A 24,003-nucleotide genomic window follows, 5' to 3' on the forward strand; every position below is an offset into this window, starting at 1 on the left:
TCTAAAGGGACTTTTCTTTGCATTTACCCGCCTTCCAAACCACCCATCTCAGACTGGCCATTATTCTGGGGGTATTCGGCTTAGTTCTGAATCTTTTTCCCATCCCTCTATTCGCTAATGTGCAATTGATTCTCGGCAACGTGGCCGTGGTGATAGTAGCAATACTCTTAGGGCCTTGGTATGCATTGATCACCGCCCTATTTACCGCAACGGGGCTCATGATCGTGTGGTCGAGCCCGCACGTGTATTTACTGTTTTTACTCGAAGCATTATGGCTTGGTTTTGCAAGGCGCCGAGATATTCAAATACTCTATGCCAGTGTGAGTTATTGGGTATTATTGGGGATCCCGCTGTTAGCCATTTATGTGGCTGTCATTGCTAAAATGCCCGCCAGCCACATTCCTTTTACCGCGATAAAACAAGCCGTTAATGGCATGATTTACGCTGCAATTGGCGAACTCTGTGTGGTTGCTATTCCAAGCCTATGGCATTTTAAAGGCAAGCTGACCAATCTTAACCGGCGCACTTTTAGCTCGCAGCTCAGTTACTTGTTTACCTTAATCATTACTGTAAGTTTATTAGTTTCATCCTTAGCCTTTAATCACTTTTTTATTGATAAACAACAAGTGATGATTAATCGCAATCTGGACGATACGGCAACCCATTTGAGCCATGCAACCGACAACTATCTCGCTTACAACACCCAAGTCATCGCTAGTACCGCCAAGTTTTTGAGCCTGTCGAATGCAGACATCAATGAGTGGCAGGCATTACTTTCAAGCATACACGATAGTAATCAAGGTTTTAAAACCATGCTGATTGCGAATGAACAAGGCAATTTGCTCGCTGCCAGTCCAATGGCCAATATTGTGAACTTAGATCGCCTAGCAGAAATCCCTTCTGTGATGGATAGGGAATACTTTATCCAAGCGTTTTATAACCATAAAACCTTTGTATCACCCGCATTTATCGGTAGAGGTTTTGGTAATGACGTGATCGTTGCCATCAGTGCCCCCATTTTTAGTCCAAATGCTCCCAATCAAGCCAGAGGGATAGTCGAAGGCAGCTTAGATTTACGCTATTTTTCCAGCATAGATAAACAAAACCTGCACCATGAGCAGCAATCTATTTTACTGACCGATGAGAACAACAATCTGATTTATGCCTCCGAAGGGTTAGGACTCGCACCGTTCACCCCCTTGTCATTCAGCAAAGGCAGCGAGATATATCGCGCCCGGCTTCAACTGATGAACCTGCATAACCTAGATTCAAATACCCCTGAGTACATCTATGCCCAGCATAAGTTAAACAATGGGTGGCAACTCTATGTTTTAGAACCTTTTGTGCCGCTTTTAAAACTGGCTGAACGCCAATATGTCAACACGGTAATTTTGCTATTTTGCTCTTTAGTCGGCGCCTTTTTTATTACTAAAGCCATCAGTAAGTTACTGACCGAACCTCTGTCGCTTTTAGCGCAGCATTTCGGTCCAGCTAAGCAAGAAAAAGTCAGTGACGAGAAGTTTGAGCATGATCTACTCGATAAAAGTACCCCTAAAGAGATCTATAGCTTGTATGAAAGTTTGGCCTCAAACCAGCAAACCTTACTCGAACACCAACAAGAACTTGAACAAAAAGTACAGCAGCGCACCCAAGATTTAGAGGCCGCTAATATGAAATTAAAGGATTTAGCCGAGCGCGATCCGCTGACGAATCTCTATAATCGCCGCTATACCGAACACCAATTCCCGCTCATCCAACAGATGTGCGAACGGGGTCAAGATGCCATGACACTTGCCATAATGGACTTAGACCACTTCAAACAAATCAATGATACTTATGGTCATTTGGGCGGCGACGAGTGTTTAAAAGTGGTTGCTAAACTCTTAACGTCACTCTTCAAACGGGATATTGATTTAATCTCGCGCTACGGCGGCGAAGAGTTTCTACTGATTTTGCCTATGTGTAATGCCCTGAAAGTCGAAGCACATCTTAATGAATTTAAACAGCAACTCGCTGATACTGTGATCATCAATCCGCAAGATAATCGAAGCTTCAATGTCACGGCGAGTATTGGCGCTGTGATTGCCAATGCCACCTATAGCGACTCTTTAGAGCACTGGCTTAAGCAAGCCGACAATAACATGTATCTTGCAAAGGAACAGGGGCGTGATCGGGTTGTTTGCAGCCTGATTGTTTAACTGGCGCTTGTTTAGGCCAGATTAGCTGAGCGGTTAATCAAGCACAAAATCCTAGTGCATATGCGCGAGTCGATACTCATCCATGCGCTCGAGTAGATACGGGAAGAAGGGATTCCATTTCTGGCGCAACATTTCCGATGCCGACACGCTATATAAACCGCGCTCCCCCCGCGAAGCTGAGGATCCAATTTGGATCCGATGTAAATCAGGCTGAATAACTGCGCCATAGAGGCCATCATCCACACCAAAGGGGAGCGCAACATGGGACAAGGAATACACGCCAGCGGGCCAATACAAATCTAATGCGCGCACTTCCTTACCTTCTGTGACCACGTTACCTAGCGCATCTAAACCAAAGCTGCGCGCTTGAACTTGCGTGGTTTCATGACTGATATTTTCCACCATAGTGCCACGATAATGCTGCGCAGGGCTATTGATGCTCGACAGCAAGCCTGCTAACGGATCATTGGACACCATTTTGGTATTCACATCGAGTCGGTTCATATCGAACAGCACGAGCTCATGGCCTTTTTCTGGTAACGTTTGATACAGATTATTCACCGCCGAAGTTGAAACGGTTGCATCCACGACCGACTGAAAAGTGAGTATCGACGGAACTTGCGCCCTTTGCGGCAAAGTTAATCCAGCCAATAAACCTTGATTGCGTAGAGCTAACTGATACACCACATCCCCCGCATTGACCGCAAAAGAGGTGTATTTAAACGGATCGTACTCCACTTGAATGCTGTTCCATTGCAGTTTATCCAGTTCCAGCAATCGGCCTATCCAACTCTGCCAGCGCGCGGCCGCCGCTAATGGCGCTAACCCTATGGCGGGCGAGATAAAAATCATCCCAGCATAATCTGGTTTTTTATCTTGGCTAATACGTTCTAACTCATGGTTAAGCGCTACGGCGGCACCGGTCGAAAAGCCCACAACAAATAGCGGTTTACCCTTCAGAGATTGCCGCATATGCGCTGTGGCTAAGTTCACTGCGGCGGCGAGATCTTGCCAATAAACCTCAGTCAAGCCACTCGGAATCGTGCCATGTCCTGGTAGTCTTAAACCCAGCACATGGGCTTTACCTTTAAAATGCGCTGCCACATTGGATAAGGCATAGGGCGAGTCTGACATGCCATGGAGCAGCAATACCCCAAACTCGGCATCGGCTTTGGGCCATTCATAACTGCGATTCCAATTTTGGGGCCAATGGGCAGGATCGGATAAGCTATTTTTGACATAGCGGTTCACGGGAGAAAACTCATTGGCGGGAATCTTTTGGACGACTTTGCGCTCAACTTCGGCGAATAAGCGCTCTTCTAGCGCTAAGTACTCATTAAAACTAGCGAGTTTAGTATTGTAATGGAACTCATTATCTAGCTCGACCGTATGCCATAGCGACAATTCAGGGCGCGCATTAAGAAAGTAAATCCCTGTCGCGAGCAACGCCACCGCAATACCAATACTCGCATACAATGCGGCTAAGAATAGGTGTTTTGTCGAACCTATGATAATGGCCTTCATGGCGATTCCTAGAAAACAATAAGATAAAATGAGCAAGCCAATTATACGGTTAGATAAAAACATCCTTCAAATTTTTTACCGTGATAACATCCTCCGCCATAAGCCGCGCCATTTTATTAACTGCATAAGCCCTAATTGGGTTAGGATCGAAAGTGTCTTGTTCCAACGAAATTTATACACACTTGATGATTATCGGTAATCCACACGCTAGGTTCGCCTACTATCTTCCTACCGCGCCGCTGATACCTGACGGCTGGCATTACACTCAGCCAAACGCAGTCGGGGCACTCATTGCTCTAAATGGCAATCATTGGCGTAAGATCTTCACTATTATGGCAAAAATCAGCGCGGTTGGAAAAGATTGGCGCAACTATCGTGACCAAGTGTTACTCAAGCAAAATGAACTGCTCTGCATAGGCGGCACTGAATTGATGGCAAACGCGAAGATCCATCTTGTCGCGGGGCAAGTGGCTGCAAAGTGTTTAGGGTTCACCATCTCTGCAAACGAAATCCATGCACAGCATTTAACCGCCCAAAATAAATCCATAACCGCGATGACGCTTCCATCTTCCCAAGGGCAGCAATTTTTGCTCACGCCCTATTTGGATTATCGCCAGTACCCAAACCAGCTGATCGCCCTGACACGGCAACACTTAGTCGTGCCATAATCCCTACAACAAGATGCCGCGGCTAAATGTTGCGACCAGATGCCACTGTCACAGGCCCCTGCAAGATAACCAGCTTAAATGAACAATCGCTGCCAGTTTTCGAGCTACAGCGACGCCAACAGCTGTAAAGGCTGCCGCAAGCTCAGCAACTAGGTAAGAAAAGGTATAAAAAAGCACTCGTGAACTGAGTTCCAACGAGTGCTTATTCGAGTACGATTTAGCGTTAGTCGTAGATCGTTGGGATAGGCTGACGCTTATGCTGCGTCGCCTTATAAATACCAATCAACTTGTCCTCAACCGCCTTGCCGACATCTTTACCCTCAAGGAAATCATCGATTTGGGCATAGGTTAGCCCCAGTGCGACTTCATCTTCGAGTAACGGTTTATTGTCCTCTAGATCCGCAGTCGGCGCTTTATGCACTAAAGACTCTGGCGCACCAAGATACGCGGCAAGTTGGCGAACTTGGCGCTTGTTAAGACCAAATAAAGGCGCTAAATCGCAGGCACCATCGCCCCACTTAGTGTAAAAACCTGTGATGTTTTCGGCGCTGTGATCTGTCCCCACGACGAGTCCACCTACGAGTCCGGCGAGTTCGTATTGAGCGATCATCCGCATACGAGCTTTAACGTTACCCTTAACAAAATCCACTTTTGCCACATCGGGCAAAGGCAATCCAGCTTCGGCTAACGCGGCAACGGTAGCGCTGTGCACGCCATCAACGCCTTGATGCACATTCACTGTGACCAATTTGGAGGGCTGAATAAACTGACAGGCTAATTGCGCCTCATGCTCATCTTTTTGGATCTGATAGGGTAAACGCACGGCGATAAACTGGTAACCGCCTTGGCTATTCTCCTGGTTTAGACTGTCCACCGCCAACTGACACAAACGCCCAGCGGTAGAAGAATCCACCCCACCGCTGATCCCTAATACCAATGCCTTGCTGCGCGCTTCTTTTAGTTTGGTTTTAATAAACGCGACCCGACGTTGCACTTCGAACTCAGGCTCTATGGCCGTGAGTACCTTCATTTCTCTTAAGATTTGCGCTTTCACCGAAAATTCCACCTTAAATAATCGCTGTATTTGGACTATCTGAACCCGACTAACGTTAACATTTATTCGCAACTGCCTGTAGTTAAAATTAGCGCTTAGCGGATTGATTGTTGATAAACGTCATAAAAATAAGGGCAACAACGGTTTGCCGTTATTGCCCTAGCGTAAATCAGTCAGCTTAATACCAATACAGGTACTGGCTTATCTTTCCCAGTAGGATTCTTCTAAGCTATCTTCGCGCTCAGGTAAACCACGGGATAAACGCGGGCTATGCTGGGCTAAAACTTCATAGGCGACGCGGTTAGCGTACTTACATACTTGAGAAAACGAGGAATAACACAGGCCATCACGCTTATGTTTACTAGAACCTGGCACGTTAGTCTTGTGGAAAGTATTGGCCGCCAGATCGTGTAATAACGCCGATAATGCACCATCACCTGCCCCATTAGTATTCCCAATTTTTTCTGGACCGCCCATATAAGGTGAAATGTGGGCAAACACTTTGATTGGTGTTTCACAGTCATTCTTAAGCTTTGGACGGGAGAACTCATAACGGTTAAATTCAGGAATCGCGCCCGGCAACAGGGTATGAACGGTTTCGCGCTTTTCAGAATCTTCAGTATAACCCGCAGTATAAAGACCGATTGGACCCGCTGTGGTTAATACCATGTCACACCATTCCAAAGCTTTTTCACTGGCGAGCAGAGGATCCCGAGAACCGGTTAAGGCTTCACCTTCATCTTCATTCATCGCCAAAATGGTGACATGTTCTTTGATGAAGTTTTGCCACCATTGCGGATCTTCTTCAATCAAAAAACGCGTGCCTAAGGTCAATACTACCGGCACCTCGGCGGCTTTTGCGTATTCGATGGCGCACATGGCCGCATCGGTAATACGGTCGCCATCGCTGGCGCGCATCAAGTACGCGGTCAGCACTAAGGCAGAGCTGCCCTGTATTACATCTTTATCAATATATTCAGGCGTGAGTTTATCCATCGAGCCTTTGCTAATCGCAAATGTCCGCTCGCCACACTCAGAAATCAAGGTAAAACAGCGACCGATAGGGCCATCTACAGGCTGTAGAAAGTTAAGGTCGACTTTAGAAGAGGTATTACATAAATAGCGATAAGCGTAACTGCCCACTTCGATATTCTGACTCATCACCCCGAATAACACTGAACGGTCATCGGCCAGAATAGAATAATTGTGCACTGTGTTGCCAATCGTGCCACCAGCAAACTCATCGCTAATCAAGCCATGAATTTTTAACTCAGTGTAGAGTCTGTGTGCCTGTTCATCATTGATCAGGGTCGAGTTGCCTTTTGGTAAGCCATAACGGCTCAGCAATTCGTCCTCCACTTTCGCTTCGATATCCACTAAGGTTTGATCAATACCGCTGATATAGGTCGCAAACGGCTGAGGCTGTTGAGTCAGCTGTTCAAGCAGCGGATCTCGGGTTTTAACCGGAAAATAATGTTTTGATTTACGCTGACCGGGAAACTTCATAGTGGCTCTCTTTTCCTGGCATCCATGCTAATTGGCGTCTGCCGAGGCGGTCAAGCCGAGCAGCATCCTAAAAATATTGAGTCTAGGCTAGCGAGACAAAAAAACCACCCCTTAGCCGGAAGGGCGCAGATTCTATCACAAAATCAGTTCGAAGCCAGTGCTCCTATACCCAAGATACCGCTTGTTCTTGGATTAATTGCCGTAATAATTCAATGTGTGATTCATCGTCGTTCAAACAAGGGATAAACCGATAGTCGCTTCCACCCGCATGTAAGAAGGTTTCCTTAGCACCAATGGAGATTTCCTCTAAGGTTTCGAGGCAATCAGTCGCAAAAGCAGGGCAAATCACATCGACACTTTTGATTCCTTGTGCAGGTAACTCGGCCAATAATTTATCGGCGTAGGGCGTGAGCCACTCTTCGCGGCCAAAGCGCGATTGGAAACACACTTGCCACTGCGACTCGCTAAGCTCAAGTTTTTGCGCTAACAGTTTCGCCGTGACAAAACACTGCTCGCGGTATGGATCGCCCTCTTTCACATAACGCAGTGGAATACCGTGAAATGACAAGAGTAACTTGTCGGCCTGCCCATGGGTTTTCCAGTGACGTGTCACTGAATGCGCCAGCGCCACTATATAAGCATCATGATCAAAATAGTCTTTATTAAAGCGAACCTGAGGTATGTCACGCACGGTTTTAAGATAACTGGCAACGGCATCAAACACACTTGCCACCGTCGAGCAGGAATATTGAGGATACAAAGGCAGCACAATAATGCGATCAGCCCCTTGGGCTTTCAGGCGTTCAAATGCCGCATCGATGGAGGGATTGCCGTAACTCATGCCCAGTTCAACCGGGATGGTCTGGTTAAACGTGGCGCTTAAGTCCACCGCCAGCTTTCGTGCTTGGCGTGCACTTATCACCATCAAGGGCGAGCCTTCCGGCGTCCACACGCTTTGGTAAAGTTTCGCGACTTTAGCCGGACGGGTGTTGAGAATAATGCCGTTCAGCAGCGGTTGCCAAATCCACGGCGATAAATCGACGACACGCGGATCACTGAGAAACTGCCGTAAAAAGCGTTTTACAGCCTTAGGGCTAGGTTCATCAGGCGTGCCGAGGTTAACCAATAGCACACCAAAAGCAGGGGAAGGATTCAACGTTAGGCTCATGGTTAATGGAGTTCACTTGGAGGCTAACATTGCGATACCCATAAAAAAAGCCTGCATCGGCAGGCTTTTTTCTAATATGAGAACTCGTTCTCGTAAATTAAGCTTTTTCGGTTATTTCAACACGCTGGCAAGCTGCTCACTCACAGCCGCAACCGATTGAGTGCCGTCAAACTTGTTGTATTGAGTTTGGCCTGCTGCAGCCACTTTACCGTAGTATTCAACCAGCGGCTTAGTTTGCTCGTGATAAATTGCAAGGCGTTTACGCACTGTGCTTTCTTCGTCATCTGGACGGATAGCTAAATCTTCGCCCGTTACGTCGTCTTTGCCTTCCACTTTAGGTGGATTGAAAACCACATGGTAAACACGGCCAGAACCTGGGTGAACACGACGACCACTCATGCGCTTAACGATTTCTTCATCTGGCACATCGATTTCAATCACGTGATCAATGCTAATACCGTTTGCCGCCATCGCATCCGCCTGTGGGATGGTACGTGGGAAACCGTCTAACAAGAAACCTTTAACACAGTCTTCCTGTGCGATACGCTCTTTAACCAGACCGATGATAAGATCATCAGAAACCAGTTGACCAGCATCCATCACTTTCTTTGCTTCCAAACCCAGTGGCGTACCCGCTTTTACCGCGGCACGTAACATATCACCAGTGGAAATTTGTGGGATACCATACTGTTCCATAATGAACTGGGCCTGGGTACCTTTACCGGCACCTGGGGCGCCCAATAGGATAATGCGCATCTCAAGAGTCCTCTTTTCGCATTGATATTCTTCTTAGGGCGGCGATCTTCGCACATCTGGCCGCCATTGAGAAGGGTTTTAGCTTCGACTTTAGCCTCAGAAACCGCAAATAAACTGCGGTTACTAAGCGATTTTTTTCATTAATAGAGCAAGGTATAGAGCTTACGGCGGTATTGATTGGCTATGGGATTACCTTGGCCAAGTGCCGTTAACACTTCCATAAATACTTGTTTTACTGTGCCATTTTCAGCACCTAAATCTTTACTGAGCACACCGAATAACAGATCTAATGCTTCATCATCGCGGTGGGCGGCATGCAATGCCTTACTCAGTTCGAGTAATAACACTAAATCTGTTGGATTTTGCTCAAACTTTTGCTGTAAATCGCGAATTTCAGGGGTATCCGCCGCATCTAGGGCAAGTGCGAGCTTAGCTTTTAAACTCTGGAAGTAACCGTCTTGGTCGGCAAGCCCGACTTTCTCAAGCATGGCTTGCGCTAGCACTAATTCGCCCTGCATCAGATACACATCGGCGAGCACTAAACTCACCTCACCCGCTTGATTTGAGCCTGCATGCGCGTCTTTAAGCAACACGGCAGCAGTGGCAAGATCCTCTGCGCTCACTTGACTAAGGGCGAGTAATGCTTTGGCCTGTGCTAACTGTAACTGCCACATAGGCGGCAAATGTTTATCCAGCATAGCTGTGACTTGCGCCGCGTCTTGCACCCCCGCAAAACCATCGACAGGCTGACCTTTATCCAAGACTAACGTGGTCGGCAGACTTTGAATGCGAAAGTAATTGGCGATTTCTAACTCTGCTTCACAGTCGACTGTAGCGAGCACGAATCGACCCGCATTTTGCCCGGCAATGTGCTCTAAGGTGCGTAGCATAGCCACACTTTGTTCCTGCGGCTGTGCCCAAAATGCTAACACCACTATCTGCTGCATCGAGGCGTCAACGACTTGCTGAATATTGTCTTTAGTCAGGCTGAGGATATTGTCCATAGTATTCCCTTAACGTTTAAGGCCTCAAACATCGGAGGCCTTATGCTTTTAAAACTGAGTGTTAGCACTCAGCTTCAACGCGCTATTTTAAAATCGTTGTCTTAACAGCTTGTATACCCAAGCAACCTGAAGAGTCGAGTTTCAGAGCGCCTAGGGTGCTTCAATTCAAGGCGTATCAATGTCAGAACGACCACCTTTTGAATTGATGCAACACGGAAGTGGAGTGCACTAGGCTCAAACTACTCTTCCTGCACTAGAAACAATATCGGGGCCATTCAAAAAAGGCCCCGATAGTCATTTACTTCATGTTAGCCAGTAACATTTGGTTCATCAGCTTGATAAAGGCCGATGGATCCGCAAGGCTACCTTTTTCAGACAATTGCGCCTGTTGCAGCAGCAGATTCGACCAATCCGCGAAGACGGCTTCATCTTGAAGATCATTTAAGCGCGACACTAATGGGTGCGCGGGGTTGATCTCAAATGTCGGCTTCACTTCTGGCACTGGTTGCCCGGCAGCTTGCATCAGCTTGATCATCTGAGTCGACATTTCACCTTCACCTGCAACCACACAAGCTGGGGTATCGGTTAAGCGTGACGTGACTTTCACATCCGCAACGGTTGAACCTAATGCCGCTTTAATGCGCTCAACTAAAGCTACCGATTCTTGCTCAAGCTTTTCTTGCGCTTCTTTTTCAGAGGCATCTTCCAGCTCGCCAAGTTCTAAATCACCACGGGTCACTGAGTGCAGTTGTTTCTCTTTGTACTCAGTTAAGTGGTTGATTAGCCACTCGTCGATACGCTCTGACATCAGTAAGACTTCAATGCCTTTCTTACGTAACAACTCTAAATGTGGGCTGTTAGCGGCGGCTTCATGGCTGTCGGCAACGATATAATAAATCTTAGTTTGGCCTTCTTTCATGCGGCTGATGTAGTCATCGAGTGATACAGTCGGCGCAGCACTGCCCGTATGGGTCGAGGCAAAACGTAATAAGCCTGCGATACGTTCACGGTTGGCGAAATCTTCCGCAGGCCCTTCTTTCAACACTTGGCCAAATTCAGCCCAGAACTGTTGATATTTTTCCGCATCGTCTTTCGCCAGTTTTTCCAGCATGCCAAGCACACGTTTGGTGATACCAGTACGCATCGCTTTGGTCACATGGTTATCCTGCAGAATTTCGCGGGATACGTTCAGCGGCAAATCGTTTGAGTCAATTAAGCCCTGCACGAAGCGCAGATAAGATGGCATAAATTGCTCAGCGTCATCCATGATGAACACACGTTGCACAAACAGTTTCAGGCCGTGCTTACGGTCGCGGTTCCACATATCCCAAGGCGCTTTGGCAGGAATATACAATAAGTTAGTGTATTCTTGCTTACCTTCTACCCGATTATGACTCCACAGTAGTGCGTCGGTATAATCGTGGGAAATGTGTTTGTAAAACTCTTGATACTCTTCGTCACTGATGTCAGCTTTGCTGCGCATCCACAAAGCAGTCGCTTTGTTCATGACTTTCCATTGACCTTCGGTCGCAGGAATTTTTTCGCCATCAGCACCATCACTTTCTGGCGTACCCTCTTGCCACATTTCGACCGGCACAGAAATATGATCTGAGTATTTAGTGATGATCGAGCGCAGGCGCCAATCATCGGCAAATTCTTTTTCTTCATCACGCAGATGCAGGGTGATTTCAGTACCACGGCTCGCCTTAGTGATGGTATCAACGGTGAAGTTACCCTCGCCTTCTGATTCCCACAATACGGCTTCATCGGCCTTATGACCGGCAGCGCGAGTGCGAACCGTGACTTTCTTCGCCACGATAAAGGCTGAATAGAAACCGACACCGAACTGGCCAATTAACTGTGAATCCTTTGAAGATTCGCCCGATAGATTCTTAAAGAAATCAGCGGTGCCTGATTTTGCGATTGTGCCTAAATGCTCAATCACGCCGTCGCGGGTCATTCCCACACCGTTGTCTTCGATGGTCACAGTGCCTTTTTCTTTATCGGCACTAATACGGACTCGCAGTTCACCGTCGCCTTCATAGAGTGCGTCATTGGTCAACGCCAGATAACGCAGCTTGTCCGCCGCATCCGCAGCGTTGGAGACCAGTTCACGCAAGAAAATTTCTTTGTTGGAATACAAAGAATGGATCATCAAATGCAACAGCTGTTTGACTTCTGTTTGAAAACCATGAGTTTCTTGTTGTGACATGAAATTTTCCTTTATTTGTTACGTAATTTGGTAAAAGTAACGCTTAGTGTTTACTTAAATGGGGCTCCAAATTTGCTTTTCAAGGGCAAGGGCTAAAACGAGGTTCGAATGGCGAAAAATAAGGCGCTTGATGAATACCAAGCGCCTATATGTGTGCTTTGAACATCAGCCGATGTAGGCGTTAGTCTTGGGCTAGTTCTTTTTCTAACTGTTGGGCTATGGCTTCGGGCGATCCACTGTTACGGGCAAAGAGTCCATAAGCGGCTGGGATCACGAAGATAGTGAATAGGGTTGCCAGTAAAATCCCCGACAACACAACCACACCAATCACAAAACGGGTTTCAGCGCCCGCGCCTGCGGCCATGACCAAAGGTACGGCGCCAGCGGCGGTGGTGATGCCAGTCATCAGAATAGGTCGTAGACGCTGCGCCGAGGCTTGGATAATCGCCTTATCAAAATCAACGCCTTTATCCCGCAATTGGTTCGCAAACTCGACAATCAAGATGCCGTTTTTGGCCGCCAACCCGACCAGCATAATAATGCCTATCTGACTGTAAATATTAAGACTCTGCCCCGTGAGCCACAAACCAATTAAGGCGCCCACGGTCGCCAGCGGCACAGTCAGCATGATCACCATAGGGTGAATGTAACTCTCGAACTGCGCCGCCAGCACGAGGAATACAATTCCCAGCGCGAGCAAGAACACGAAGTACATAGAGCTACCCGACTCTTGATAATCGAGGGATTGACCCTTATAGCTAATTACCGCCTCTGCTGGCAAATAAGCACGCGCCAATTGATTCATATAATCAAGGGCTTCACCTAGGCTATAACCATCTTCTAAACTGGCTTCTATGGTGATAGCGCGCATGCGGTTGTAACGGTTAAGCGAACTGGCGTCGGCAAACTCCTCCACAGTCACTAAGTTAGACAGCGGAATAAGCTCCTGACTGCGCTCGGAACGAACATAGATATTTTGCAGATCCGCCGCCGTATTTTGATTATCGCGCTCGCCTTCAACGATCACATCGTATTCTTCACCGTCACGCATAAACGTCGTCACTAAGCGTGAGCCCAGCATGGATTCCAACGTACGGCCAATGTTTAAAATCGACACTCCAAGGCTCGCGGCTCTGTCTCTGTCGATGACGACTCGAAGTTGAGGCTTAGTCTCTTTATAATCGTGATCTAATCCTAATAATTTGGGATTCTGTGCCGCCTTTTGCATCATGATATCGCGCCAGCGGGCAAGCTCTTCGTAGCTAGGTCCACCAATCACAAACTGCACGGGTTTACCCACACCACGGCCAAAAGCTTGACGCATTACAGGAAACGCTTGCACCCCAGCAAGATCGGCAAGCCGTTTGTTAATGTCTGCAATCACTTCTTTAACGGGGCGACGTTTGCCCCAATCTTCCAACACGACGATGGCCATACCATTAGAGAAATCCGCAGCGCGGCCAAAACCACGTGGGGCACGAATGAGCAGACGCTTAATATCACCCGTGTCAACCAGCGGCATCAAGCGGTTTTCCACCTCATTCATGTAGGATTCTATGTATTCGTAACTCGCGCCTTGCGGTCCGTTAACCATCAAGAATAACGAACCTCTGTCTTCCTGCGGCGCAAATTCCTGCGGCACTTTTTGAGCTAAATAGGCACTTGAGCCCAAGGCTATCAACACCAAAATCGACATCAATAACGGGTGGGCCATGGCGGATTTTAACGACAATTGATAACGGTTTGACACTTTGGTCATGATGCCGTCGACCTTACGCACCAACCAAGAATCCTGCGAGCTCGGCTTGAGTAACTTGGAACACATCATAGGTGTGAGCGTTAGTGCGACTATGCTTGAGAACAGCACTGCCGCACTCATGGTCACAGCAAACTCTTTGAATAGTTTACCTAAGTCGCCCTCTAGGAAAGTGATAGGCATAAACACGGCGACCAAGACTAAGGTGGTGGCGATGACCGCAAAGGCCACTTCACGCGCACCGAGGAAAGCGGCTTTGAGCGGTGAGTCCCCTTCTTCGATACGTCTATGGATGTTTTCCAGCATCACAATAGCATCGTCCACCACCATGCCGATAGCGAGGATCATCGCCAATAAGGTCAAGAGGTTAATGGTATAGCCAAGCGCATACAGCACAATAAAGGTGCCGAGCAAAGACACTGGCACAGTGATCGCGGGGATCAACATGGCGCGCACACTGCCAAGGAACAGATAAATTACGATAATCACTAAGATCATCGCAGTGAACAGGGTTTGGTACACTTCTTTAATCGAGGCTTCGATAAACACTGAACTATCGTAGCTGCGCTTAATGGACATGCCCGCTGGCAAGGTTGGGTTAATTTTATCAACCAGCGCATTCACCGCGCGCGCCACTTCCAAGGTATTGGCGGTTGACTGCTTAGACACACCTAAACCTATCATCGCCTCTTTGTTACCACGGAACATAATCCGCTCTTCTTCAGAGCCGATTTCCACCCGCGCGACATCCCCCAGTTTAACTAAATAACCGTCTTCCCCTTGGGTGATCACTAAATTCGCGAAATCTTCTGCAGTGCGATAACCCCGCTCGAGCCTCACCGTAAAATGCCGCTCCTTAGATTCAATCGAACCTGCGGGTAACTCGACGTTTTCGGCTCTAAGCGCAGCCTCTACATCAGCAACCGTTAAACTGCGCGATGCCAAGGCTTGTCTGTCGAGCCATATCCGCATCGCATACACCTTGCCGCCACCAATACGCATTCGCGCCACGCCATCGACCACAGAAAAGCGGTCGGCTAAATAACGGTTGGTGTAATCGGTCAATTCGAGAGTCGTCATTTGATCCGACACCAAATTGAGCCACATGATCACTTCATCGCCGCCATTGGCTTTTTGCACTTCTGGGGGATCGGCTTCCTCGGGTAAATTGTCGAGTAAGCCAGAAATACGGTCGCGTACATCGTTAGCCGCATCTTCAATATTACGGCTAATATCAAACTCTAAGGTGACGGATGAACGGCCATCACTGCTCGATGAACTCACGTGCCGAATGCCTTCGACACCGCTGATCCTGTCTTCAATCAATTGGGTAATGCGGCTTTCTACCACGGCGGCACTGGCGCCGCGGTAGTTAGTGTCGATAGACACCACAGGAGGATCTATGTTTGGGTATTCACGCAGGGGCAGCTTATCAAAAGAGACAAGCCCGAAGGCGACCAGCAGCAAGCTGATCACTGAGGCAAATACGGGACGTTTTACCGAGAGATCAGTGAGGATCATACACTTGGCTCCGCGCTCGTATCAGCAAGATAACTAAACTTTTCCGCGAACTCCGTTTGCACTTTATCGCCAGGGTGGACTTTCAATAAGCCACGGATCACCACGTTTTCGCCCAAAGCTAAACCGTCTAAAATTTCCACCCAACCACGGGTACGAATCCCGATAGTGACTTGTTTACGCTCAATCACATTGTCGGCATTAACACTGTAAACATAGTGGTCGTTTTGGATCGGGATAATGGCAGATTCCGGCAACATCAAGGCTTCGCGGCTACGTTTGATGAGTTTTACCTTCATCAACATGCCCGGTAATAAACGCAGCTCAGGATTGGGGATTTCGGCGCGGACAATCACAGTGCGCGTAGTTGGGTTTACGCGGCTGTCAATCGAGGTCACCACGCCTTTGAAGGTAAAATCAGGAAAGGCCACGGCTTTAGCTTCGACTTTCTTGCCCGGGGCTAAATCTTGAATAAAACGCTCAGGTACTGAAAAGTCGAGTTTGATCTTAGAGATATCATCCAAGGTAGTGATCGCAGTGCCGGGCGATACTAGGCTGCCGACACTGATTTGGCGTAAACCTAAACGGCCATTAAAAGGCGCCAGAATACTGCGATCATTGAGTGATGCTTGCGCCTGCTCAAGCTCTGCGCGGGTGGTATCGATAAGGGTTTGTAATCTGTCGCGTTCTAACTCTGCCACAGTGCGGCTGGTGACTAACGAACTGATACGGTTGAATTCACGTTGATTATCACTGACTTTAACTTGCGCGGCTTTAACCTTAGCGATCTGCTCAGCATTTTGCAGTTGGACTAGCAAGTCACCCTTTTTGACTATGTCGCCATCATCAAACTTAAGTGCTATCACCATGTCGGTAACTTTAGGGGTTATGGTCACAGATTCTGCGGCTTTATTGGTGCCGATGGCTTCCACTTCATCGCGAATAGGTGCCATGGCAGCAGTGGCGATCACTACGTTAGGCATGAGTTTCATTTGCGCAGTGGCAATCTCTTGCGGTTGCATGGCTTGATATCCAAACCATGCCGCGGCCAATAGGGCGATTATTAGAATAATTTTTTTCATCGGGCTTCCAAGGGATGACTCGCATTAATGACGGCTAGTTTACTCACTCACATCATCGCATCAATACGTTTTACTTTTTCTTACAAATTACGCCAATAGCGCAAAATATGTGTGATTAAGTGTCTTTGGCGATATACATGGCAGAATTACCAGAATGCAGTACGATAACGAGGATTGTTAGTTATTATCTCTAAAAATGATAAATCCAGCGGAGCTTATTGCTAAAACCATTCAAAAAATATTGATATCTAGACAATTAAATCCTAAAACACCGTTTGCTTAGATAATCATCAACCCCCGATCCGTAAATCGCAGCTAATAAAAAAGGGCGATAATTCGCCCTTCTCTTATCAACCGTTGAAATTAACGCAGTTTGCGTTCTTCTTTCATCAGGTTTGACAGTGACTGATACACATTGGTAACGACTTCATCGCTCAATGGCTGATCTTCAGCATCGCGGAGGAAGATCTTAGTCTCTTCAGGCGTATCGCCATCTTCAAGCAGTAAACGGTAGCTGCCTTCTTTTAGCGCTAACTTATCTTCGCCCCACAATGAACTCCAGAAACCTGAGTTATCGTCAAACTTGATAAAGTACAATCCTTTCGCGCTATCCATATCGGCAATTTCGAAGCCCATTTCTGGCAGCACGATACGCAGACGATCCCATACTTGTTTATACGGGGCTTTAGCTGACCAGTAGGCTTTGCCTTCTTCTGGCGTGACTAAATCAACATTGATACCTAAGGTTTGCTTCAAACGATTCGCTTGGATCGCTTGGTCACGTTTAACGCTGATGTACGCAATAGCACTGTTCAGCATATCAATCGTGTATCTTTGTTTATCTTCGCCACTTAATAACACGTTTTGTGCTTTATCGTCGTAAAACTCTTCGTGTTCAACTAAGTGAATAACGATATTGGCAGTGCGGCCATGTGGACGTGTTTCCACATCGAAACGGTAGCGTTGGCGCAGCAGATAAACTTTATCTGAACCCCACATGTTTGATTCGATCACTTCGCGACTTTCGATCCAATCGGTTTCTATGTTGCCTTTATCAAAATCACGGCTACGAACAGCGATACCTTTTTGGGCCAAGAAACCATCTAAGTTAGTAAAGATTTCTTGTTTTAAGTCCACCGAATTGTCGATAGATTCGACCACGATTTTAATGTTGTCGCTGCCCTCTTCCACGTGAGTACCTTCAGCCATAGGCAGTACTTGCAGTGGCGGACGGATATCCAAATTTTTACCGTAGACAGTAGCATTGGCTTTAGGGCCCAATGCTGGCACATCGAATTCTTTATTGTAGGGCGGTGTTTTTAATCCAGCAGGGATTTTAAGCAAAGGCGCTTGCTCAGCCTGAACATAGTCTTCAGTACCATTCGCTTGACGGCGATCGAGTGGCGAACTACAGGCTGCAACCGCAGCAACTAAGATCAGTGGGGTGACTTTCTTTAACATTAATTATTTAACCTCTATCTGGGCACGAGTCATTGCTTCTATCAACAGACCATGACATTGCTCAGAAAGTTCAGTCAAAGGTAAACGAATATGGCCACATTCAATCAAACCCATGCGATGGGCAGCCCATTTAACAGGGATAGGATTGGCTTCACAAAAGAGTGTGCTGTATAAACCGCGCAGTGGTGTGTCTATGCTCAGCGCAAGCTCAGCATTACCGGCAAGCGCCGCATCACACATAGCTTTAAAGGCTTGTGGCACTATGTTGTTCGCCACTGAAATTACACCATTGCCGCCTAAGAGTAAGAACTCTCTGGCAGTGGCATCATCGCCGCTATACAAAAGGAAATCGTCGCCGCACAGTTCGCGCAGACGTTTTACACGGGATAAGTCACCGGTCGCTTCTTTCACGCCAATAATGTTGCTAACGCTGACTAACTCGGCAACGGTTTCTGGCAACATATCAACGGCAGTACGGCCAGGGACATTATAAAGAATTTGTGGAATATCTGTGCTGGCAGCAACTGCTTTATAATGTGCAATCAATCCCTTAGGCGTTGGCTTATTATAATATGGCGTTACGCCAAGCATAGCGGCAACACCCACCTTAGATAATGACTTGGTGAGCTCAACGGCTTCAGATGTGGCATTGGCACCATTGCCACCAATGACAGGAACGCGGCCCGCAGCAAATTTAACGGTTTGTGAAACGACCGTTACATGCTCAGACATAGGCAGAGTCGCTGACTCGCCAGTAGTACCAACGGCCACAATGGCATCTGTGCCTTGGTCAATATGGAATTCGACTAACCTTTCAAGACTTGCAAAATCTACTGAGCCATCACTGTTCATTGGCGTGATTAAGGCTACGATGCTTCCGTTTATCATCTGACTTTCCCCAAGATTTCAGGATTCGCTATGGTACTGATGCCAACCACTAATGACAAGCATTAACGGGGCTCTCAAATTGAATTAGTTATGGTAGCATTACATCCCGCACAAAAACTCAGCTTCAACCCTGAGTTTTCGCTCTATGATATCGAAAAAGTGAGGAAAATTCATGACCAATTTCCTGGTCGTAACAGCGATGGGTCTCGACCGTCCTGGACTCGTAAGTAAACTAGCTCGTCTTGCCAGTGACTGTGACTGCGATATCGTCGACAGCCGTATGGCATTATTTGGTAACGAATTTACCCTTATCATGATGTTGTCAGGCTCGTGGGCATCAATAACGAAAATTGAAAGCATGCTCCCCAGTCTCTGTGTCGAGTTAGAACTGATGACTGTGATGAAACGTACCTCTAAACACACACCACAAAATTACCTTTCTCGCCTTGAAGTTCGCTTCACAGGTAAAGACCAGCGCGGCACGATAAAACGCATTACCCAGTTCCTTGCCGACAGGTCATTAGATCTGGCTGCAGTGCGCTCTTTCTCCGAAGAATTACCTGACAGTGAGCAGACGCAAAACGTGTCGCTGACCATTAATATTCCTGAAAAAGTTGAACTAGAAAAGCTCGAACAGAGTATCTATCAACTCGCCCAAGATATGACCTTAGATTGCACTATTCGTCGTATGGAAGGCACAGCCATTTTAGAGGACAGAGGATAATAGATGAATACCTTAACGGCTGGGGCAAAAGCGCCTCAATTTACCCTGCAGGATCAACATGGCACGTCAGTTTCACTGGCGGATAGCCTCAAGCAAGGTCCTGTTTTAGTTTACTTTTACCCTAAAGCAGCAACCCCGGGTTGCACAGTGCAAGCCTGCGGTCTACGTGACAGCAAAGCCGCGCTCGATAGCCATAACGTGACGGTATTTGGCATTAGCCCAGATCCTGTGGCTAAGCTGGCCAAATTTGCTGAAAAACAATCGCTCAACTTCACTTTACTGAGCGATGAAGACCACAGTGTCGCCGATGCTTTTGGGGTCTGGGGTGAGAAAAAATTCATGGGTAAAACCTATGATGGCATCCACAGATTAAGCTTCCTTATCAATACCGACGGCACTATCGCCCACGTATTCGATAAGTTTAAAACCAAAGATCACCATGAAGTCGTGCTCGCGCAAATCGCAGGTTAATGACAGATATGGCGACGAATACAAGGCTTCAAGCTGCTGATTTAATCGGCACAAAAGTGTAAATGTCGTGGGTTGATGTCAAAAGACTGAATAAATAATCGGCAATCGATAACGAAAAGGTTCTGAAATCAGGACCTTTTTCATGAAAAATTTTCACTTTCATATCACAAGATACGATCTAACCGAGCAAAAAAACCGCAAAAGCATTCAGCTAGCCCGCATTCTATGGCATCACAACGTCGGTTTATCCTGCCACATAGGGCCAAATAATCGCGGCGGCAATACTCCACATAGTTAACCAAATAAAACGGTCAAGATAACGCCATGCCGCTGGGCGAGTAAAAATGGGCGCCAGCAAACGCGCACCAAAACTTAAGCCAAAAAACCAAATAAACGATGCCAACACCGCGCCTGCGCCAAACCAAGGTCGATGTAAATCATCAAATTGAGTGCTAATACTACCGAGTAGTACCACAGTGTCGAGGTACAAATGCGGATTAAGCAGACTGATCCCAAGCGTGGTCAACACGGCCTTTTTGAAGGTATCGGCATTATCAGCCTGCTCCATCTCAATGCCCTTGGCCACAAACGATGCCTTGAGCGCATTCGCGCCATACCAGAGTAGAAACGCGGCGCCACCGAAACTCGCCACATGCTTAATGGTCGGGAAAGATTCAATGATGTGCCCTAGCCCCGCCACACCCGCAGTGATCATCAGCGCATCAATGATAGAGCAGAGCAAGGCAATCGGTAACGGGTACGAGCGCTTGATACCTTGCTTAAGCACAAAGGCATTTTGCGCGCCTACAGCAATAATCAAACTGCCACCAATTCCCATACCTTGTATAAATGCCGCTTGCATAACCACCTCTCATGTTCGAAGAAGGCGCTAGCATAGTCAAAACAACAAAATTAATATAACTAATGTTTTTTATGTATCATAAGTAAAATTAATAATCATCAAACATACATCGATTAAGGATGACTATGCTGGAATACGCTAATCTCAAAGCCCTCGCCGTTGTCGTCTCGGAAGGCGGTTTCGACCGCGCCGCTAAAGTGCTGCACATCACCCAGTCGGCGGTGTCGCAACGCATTCGGCAGCTGGAGGAAAAAGTCGGTCAGTCATTACTTATTCGCTCCAATCCTGTGGTCGCGACACCCACAGGCAAACGCCTACTGCGCCACTATTCGCAGGTGCAATTACTTGAGAGTGAATTAAGAGCCGAGATGGACGCCGACGATCCCAACCATCCGACCACAGTGCGTATTGCTGTGAATGCCGATAGCTTAGCCACGTGGTTTTTACCCGCGCTGGCAGGCATGTTCAGTCGCCATGCTTGGTTATTGGAATTGATTGTCGATGACGAGTCTTACACCCATCATCTATTGAAAAACGGTGAAGCGGTCGGCTGCGTCACCACCACCGAAGTGCCGATGGCGGGTTGCAGCAGTGAGTTTTTAGGCACCATGGAATACCTGTGTGTCGCCACGCCCGAATTTGCCGCGCGCTATTTTGGTGAGCAGAGAGACTCTCAGTCACTTAGCGACACTCAGCTGTTTAACGGCATTAGCCAAGCCCAGTTAGCGAAGGCGCCAGCAGTGGTGTTCTCCACCAAAGATAAGCTGCACGAGAAATTTCTCGCCCAATATTTCAATATGACGCCAGGACAATGGTGGCAACATACTATCCCCTCTTCAGAAAGTTTTTTAGAAGCGATTAACTTAAGCTTAGGTTATGGACTCGTCGGTCATCTGCAAGCTAAGCCATTAATCGATCAAGGAATACTGATTGAGCTCACGCCAGAGCGTCGCATGCGCGTGCCACTCTTTTGGCAGCATTGGAATATAAAGGCGAAGCAAACGACACTGGTCTATCGCGCCCTTGCAGCAACCGCGCAACACAATTTACTGCAGGCATAAAAAATCGGGCTCAAACCAAAGTTTGAGCCCGATTTTGAGAGTCATAGATCTAATCTCAAGTGAGTCTTAAAACTTAAACCTAACTCACTCTTTATTAGCTTGCTCTTAACGCTGCAATACGTTTTTCTAATGGAGGATGACTCATCATCATTTCCGCCATTGAACGTTTGCCGTTAATACCAAAGGCAGACATTTGTGCAGGCATTGCCGTGCTTTCTGGACCTTGGCGTAAACGCTCAAGCGCAGCAATCATCTTGCCTTTACCCGCTAAACGGGCCGCGCCTTCATCTGCTTTGTACTCACGAATACGTGAGAAGTAAGCGACGATGATTGAAGCCAAGATACCGAATAGCATATCCAGCACGAAAACCACGGCCATATAAGCAAACATGCCTAAACCTTCGCCTTCTTCATCATTGCTCGACACAAAGTTGTTGATAATGCCTGCAACCACACGGGCCGCGAAGATCACGAAGGTGTTCACCACACCTTGGATCAGTGTCAATGTCACCATGTCACCGTTGGCAACGTGGCTCACTTCGTGGGCCAATACGCCTTCGATTTCATCTTGGCTCATGCCATATAACAGACCCGTACTCACAGCCACTAATGAATTGTCTTTACTTGGGCCTGTAGCGAACGCGTTCATGTCGGGTGATTGATAAATCGCCACTTCTGGCATTTTAATCCCCGCTTGCTTAGCTTGACGGGCAACCGTCTCCACTAACCAACGTTCGGTACTGTCACGTGGGGTAGTGATCACTTCACAACCCATGGTCTTTTTCGCCATCCATTTTGAAATGGCTAAGCTGATAAAGGCCCCACCGAATCCAAAAATGGCAGCGAACACCAGCAGTCCACCCATAGTAGACGTGTTCACGCCTAGAATAGACATTACAATTGAGGCTACTAGCAACACAGCTAGATTAGTCGCAATCAATAAAAATATACGCTTCATTTCAGCTCCTTTAGGGCAAGAATGTGCCATTTAACTTTGTTCAAAGACATAATATGTCCAAATCATCGAAATTCAAGTGGTAAAAGAAAAGAGTTTTTAAATTAGGTTATCTTTCTCGTATATAGGCACTGTCTTTCATGGATCGAGAGTCTAGGGACAGTATATTAATCGAAACTTAAATCTAGCGGCTATCAGTGCTACAGCGCAATTCTGCTTTATTTCTCTATGTTTATCGGGATTAATCTTTGTTAACATGCCAGCACATTCCGAGATTTCAGGATATAAAATGACAATCAATGCCCTACTACTGAGCAGCTCTCGTGTCGGTGATACACCTTACCTTGCCCACGCGATCCCTTTTATTAAACCGCTTACCGCCAAGGCGCAGAAATGGATTTTTATCCCCTATGCTGGCGTCAGCATGAGTTATGACACTTATTTAGCGTCTGTAGTGACAGGGTTAAGTGAGCTTGAACTCGATATCAGTGGCATTCACCAGCATCCCGATCCACAACAAGCGATTAAAGATGCCGACGGTATTTTAATCGGTGGCGGCAACACTTTTCATTTATTGCACCAACTATATCGTTATGATCTGGTTAAGCTAATTGGTGATCAAGTCGCCCAAGGTAAACCTTATATCGGCTGGAGCGCGGGGTCTAACGTATCAGGGTTAAGCATTCGCACCACGAACGATATGCCCATCATCGAGCCGCCATCGTTCAAGGCATTAAACTTAGTACCGTTCCAGCTCAATCCGCATTATTCCAATTACCAAGCACCGGGCCACAATGGTGAAACCCGTGCCCAGCGGTTATTAGAGTTCACAAAAGTCGACCCATTAACCCCTGTGGTCGGCATAGTCGAAGGCTCAGCCCTGTGGCGTCAGGGAGACAAACTCTCACTCTTAGGTAACCAACCTGCGTATTTGTTCTGCGGAGAACAGCAAGAAATACCTATCCCTGTGGGCAGCGATCTCTCAAATTTACTCAAGCCATCGCTCTGAAAGGCATGTTCAGAGTCACTTTTTTGAGGCTCACAAAATAATGTGAGCCTCAACCACTAATATTGTTTTCTTTAAGTCATCGTTTGAACTAAATCGGTTGTTATTAAATTAACCTTCATTACTGAA

The 24,003-nt window shown here is 47.2% G+C and carries 19 protein-coding genes; 6 read left to right on the top strand and 13 right to left on the bottom strand.

Features of this window, described 5'->3' with window-relative positions; translation table 11 throughout:
* Positions 1 to 17 precede the first annotated feature (17 nt).
* Positions 18 to 2,198, top strand: coding sequence for a diguanylate cyclase (locus Q4Q50_RS15895; RefSeq protein ID WP_311900170.1), 2,181 nt, complete (start codon positions 18 to 20; stop codon positions 2,196 to 2,198).
* A gap of 51 nt (positions 2,199 to 2,249) precedes the next feature.
* Here the strand turns inward: Q4Q50_RS15895 and Q4Q50_RS15900 are convergent, their stop codons facing one another.
* Positions 2,250 to 3,722, bottom strand: a complete 1,473-nt coding sequence (locus tag Q4Q50_RS15900; RefSeq protein ID WP_311900171.1) for an alpha/beta hydrolase — start codon at positions 3,720 to 3,722, stop codon at positions 2,250 to 2,252.
* Positions 3,723 to 3,907: 185 nt separating this feature from the next.
* On the opposite strand from Q4Q50_RS15900, the gene Q4Q50_RS15905 reads away from it, so the two are divergent.
* Positions 3,908 to 4,390, top strand: coding sequence for a DUF6942 family protein (locus Q4Q50_RS15905; protein WP_311900191.1), 483 nt, complete (start codon positions 3,908 to 3,910; stop codon positions 4,388 to 4,390).
* A 223-nt stretch (positions 4,391 to 4,613) separates the two neighbouring features.
* Here Q4Q50_RS15905 and nadE read toward each other — a convergent pair whose 3' ends face one another.
* The 10 genes from nadE to dapA form a co-directional block, all read right to left on the bottom strand.
* Positions 4,614 to 5,444, bottom strand: coding sequence for an NAD(+) synthase (nadE, locus tag Q4Q50_RS15910; RefSeq protein ID WP_259212575.1), 831 nt, complete (start codon positions 5,442 to 5,444; stop codon positions 4,614 to 4,616).
* Positions 5,445 to 5,645: 201 nt separating this feature from the next.
* Positions 5,646 to 6,950, bottom strand: coding sequence for an inosine/guanosine kinase (locus Q4Q50_RS15915; protein WP_006086215.1), 1,305 nt, complete (start codon positions 6,948 to 6,950; stop codon positions 5,646 to 5,648).
* A 163-nt stretch (positions 6,951 to 7,113) separates the two neighbouring features.
* Positions 7,114 to 8,118: a ferrochelatase gene (gene hemH / locus Q4Q50_RS15920; protein WP_311900172.1), complete on the bottom strand. Its 1,005-nt coding sequence runs from the start codon at positions 8,116 to 8,118 to the stop codon at positions 7,114 to 7,116.
* A gap of 111 nt (positions 8,119 to 8,229) precedes the next feature.
* Positions 8,230 to 8,874 (bottom strand): adenylate kinase, encoded by a 645-nt coding sequence (gene adk, locus Q4Q50_RS15925; protein ID WP_006082054.1) that lies wholly within the window; start codon positions 8,872 to 8,874, stop codon positions 8,230 to 8,232.
* A 140-nt stretch (positions 8,875 to 9,014) separates the two neighbouring features.
* Positions 9,015 to 9,878 (bottom strand): co-chaperone YbbN, encoded by an 864-nt coding sequence (locus Q4Q50_RS15930; protein ID WP_311900174.1) that lies wholly within the window; start codon positions 9,876 to 9,878, stop codon positions 9,015 to 9,017.
* A 298-nt stretch (positions 9,879 to 10,176) separates the two neighbouring features.
* On the bottom strand, positions 10,177 to 12,090 hold the full coding sequence (gene htpG, locus Q4Q50_RS15935) for a molecular chaperone HtpG (protein ID WP_311900175.1): 1,914 nt from the start codon (positions 12,088 to 12,090) through the stop codon (positions 10,177 to 10,179).
* 181 nt (positions 12,091 to 12,271) lie between these two features.
* Complete coding sequence (locus Q4Q50_RS15940; protein WP_311900176.1) at positions 12,272 to 15,367, bottom strand: efflux RND transporter permease subunit; 3,096 nt, start codon at positions 15,365 to 15,367, stop codon at positions 12,272 to 12,274.
* Entirely contained in the window at positions 15,364 to 16,446 is a 1,083-nt protein-coding gene (locus Q4Q50_RS15945; protein WP_259510572.1) for an efflux RND transporter periplasmic adaptor subunit, read from the bottom strand. Before Q4Q50_RS15945 ends, Q4Q50_RS15940 begins: the two co-directional genes overlap by 4 nt.
* Before the next feature lie 363 nt (positions 16,447 to 16,809).
* On the bottom strand, positions 16,810 to 17,907 hold the full coding sequence (gene bamC, locus Q4Q50_RS15950; RefSeq protein WP_311900177.1) for an NlpB/DapX family lipoprotein: 1,098 nt from the start codon (positions 17,905 to 17,907) through the stop codon (positions 16,810 to 16,812).
* A 3-nt stretch (positions 17,908 to 17,910) separates the two neighbouring features.
* Positions 17,911 to 18,795, bottom strand: a complete 885-nt coding sequence (dapA, locus tag Q4Q50_RS15955) for a 4-hydroxy-tetrahydrodipicolinate synthase (RefSeq protein WP_006082060.1) — start codon at positions 18,793 to 18,795, stop codon at positions 17,911 to 17,913.
* Between the two features lie 172 nt (positions 18,796 to 18,967).
* Between dapA and Q4Q50_RS15960 the strand changes: the two genes are divergently transcribed.
* Both Q4Q50_RS15960 and bcp read left to right on the top strand, forming a co-directional pair.
* Positions 18,968 to 19,519 (top strand): glycine cleavage system transcriptional repressor, encoded by a 552-nt coding sequence (locus Q4Q50_RS15960; protein ID WP_006082061.1) that lies wholly within the window; start codon positions 18,968 to 18,970, stop codon positions 19,517 to 19,519.
* A 3-nt stretch (positions 19,520 to 19,522) separates the two neighbouring features.
* A complete protein-coding gene (gene bcp / locus Q4Q50_RS15965; RefSeq protein ID WP_311900178.1) occupies positions 19,523 to 19,990 on the top strand; it encodes a thioredoxin-dependent thiol peroxidase in 468 nt (155 codons plus the stop codon).
* A gap of 244 nt (positions 19,991 to 20,234) precedes the next feature.
* Here bcp and Q4Q50_RS15970 read toward each other — a convergent pair whose 3' ends face one another.
* On the bottom strand, positions 20,235 to 20,852 hold the full coding sequence (locus Q4Q50_RS15970; protein ID WP_311900179.1) for a LysE/ArgO family amino acid transporter: 618 nt from the start codon (positions 20,850 to 20,852) through the stop codon (positions 20,235 to 20,237).
* Positions 20,853 to 20,977: 125 nt separating this feature from the next.
* Between Q4Q50_RS15970 and Q4Q50_RS15975 the strand changes: the two genes are divergently transcribed.
* Positions 20,978 to 21,913, top strand: a complete 936-nt coding sequence (locus Q4Q50_RS15975) for a LysR family transcriptional regulator ArgP (RefSeq protein ID WP_311900180.1) — start codon at positions 20,978 to 20,980, stop codon at positions 21,911 to 21,913.
* Between the two features lie 94 nt (positions 21,914 to 22,007).
* On the opposite strand, the gene htpX is transcribed toward Q4Q50_RS15975, so the two are convergent.
* Positions 22,008 to 22,871, bottom strand: a complete 864-nt coding sequence (gene htpX, locus Q4Q50_RS15980; RefSeq protein WP_006082065.1) for a protease HtpX — start codon at positions 22,869 to 22,871, stop codon at positions 22,008 to 22,010.
* A 286-nt stretch (positions 22,872 to 23,157) separates the two neighbouring features.
* On the opposite strand from htpX, the gene pepE reads away from it, so the two are divergent.
* The gene (gene pepE / locus Q4Q50_RS15985) at positions 23,158 to 23,877 is read left to right on the top strand and encodes a dipeptidase PepE (protein WP_106650804.1); all 720 of its coding nucleotides are present in this window, start codon (positions 23,158 to 23,160) and stop codon (positions 23,875 to 23,877) included.
* Positions 23,878 to 24,003 lie beyond the last annotated feature (126 nt).

Origin of the sequence: Shewanella scandinavica (assembly GCF_031932065.1) — a bacterium.
GTDB classification, from domain to species: Bacteria; Pseudomonadota; Gammaproteobacteria; order Enterobacterales; family Shewanellaceae; genus Shewanella; species Shewanella baltica.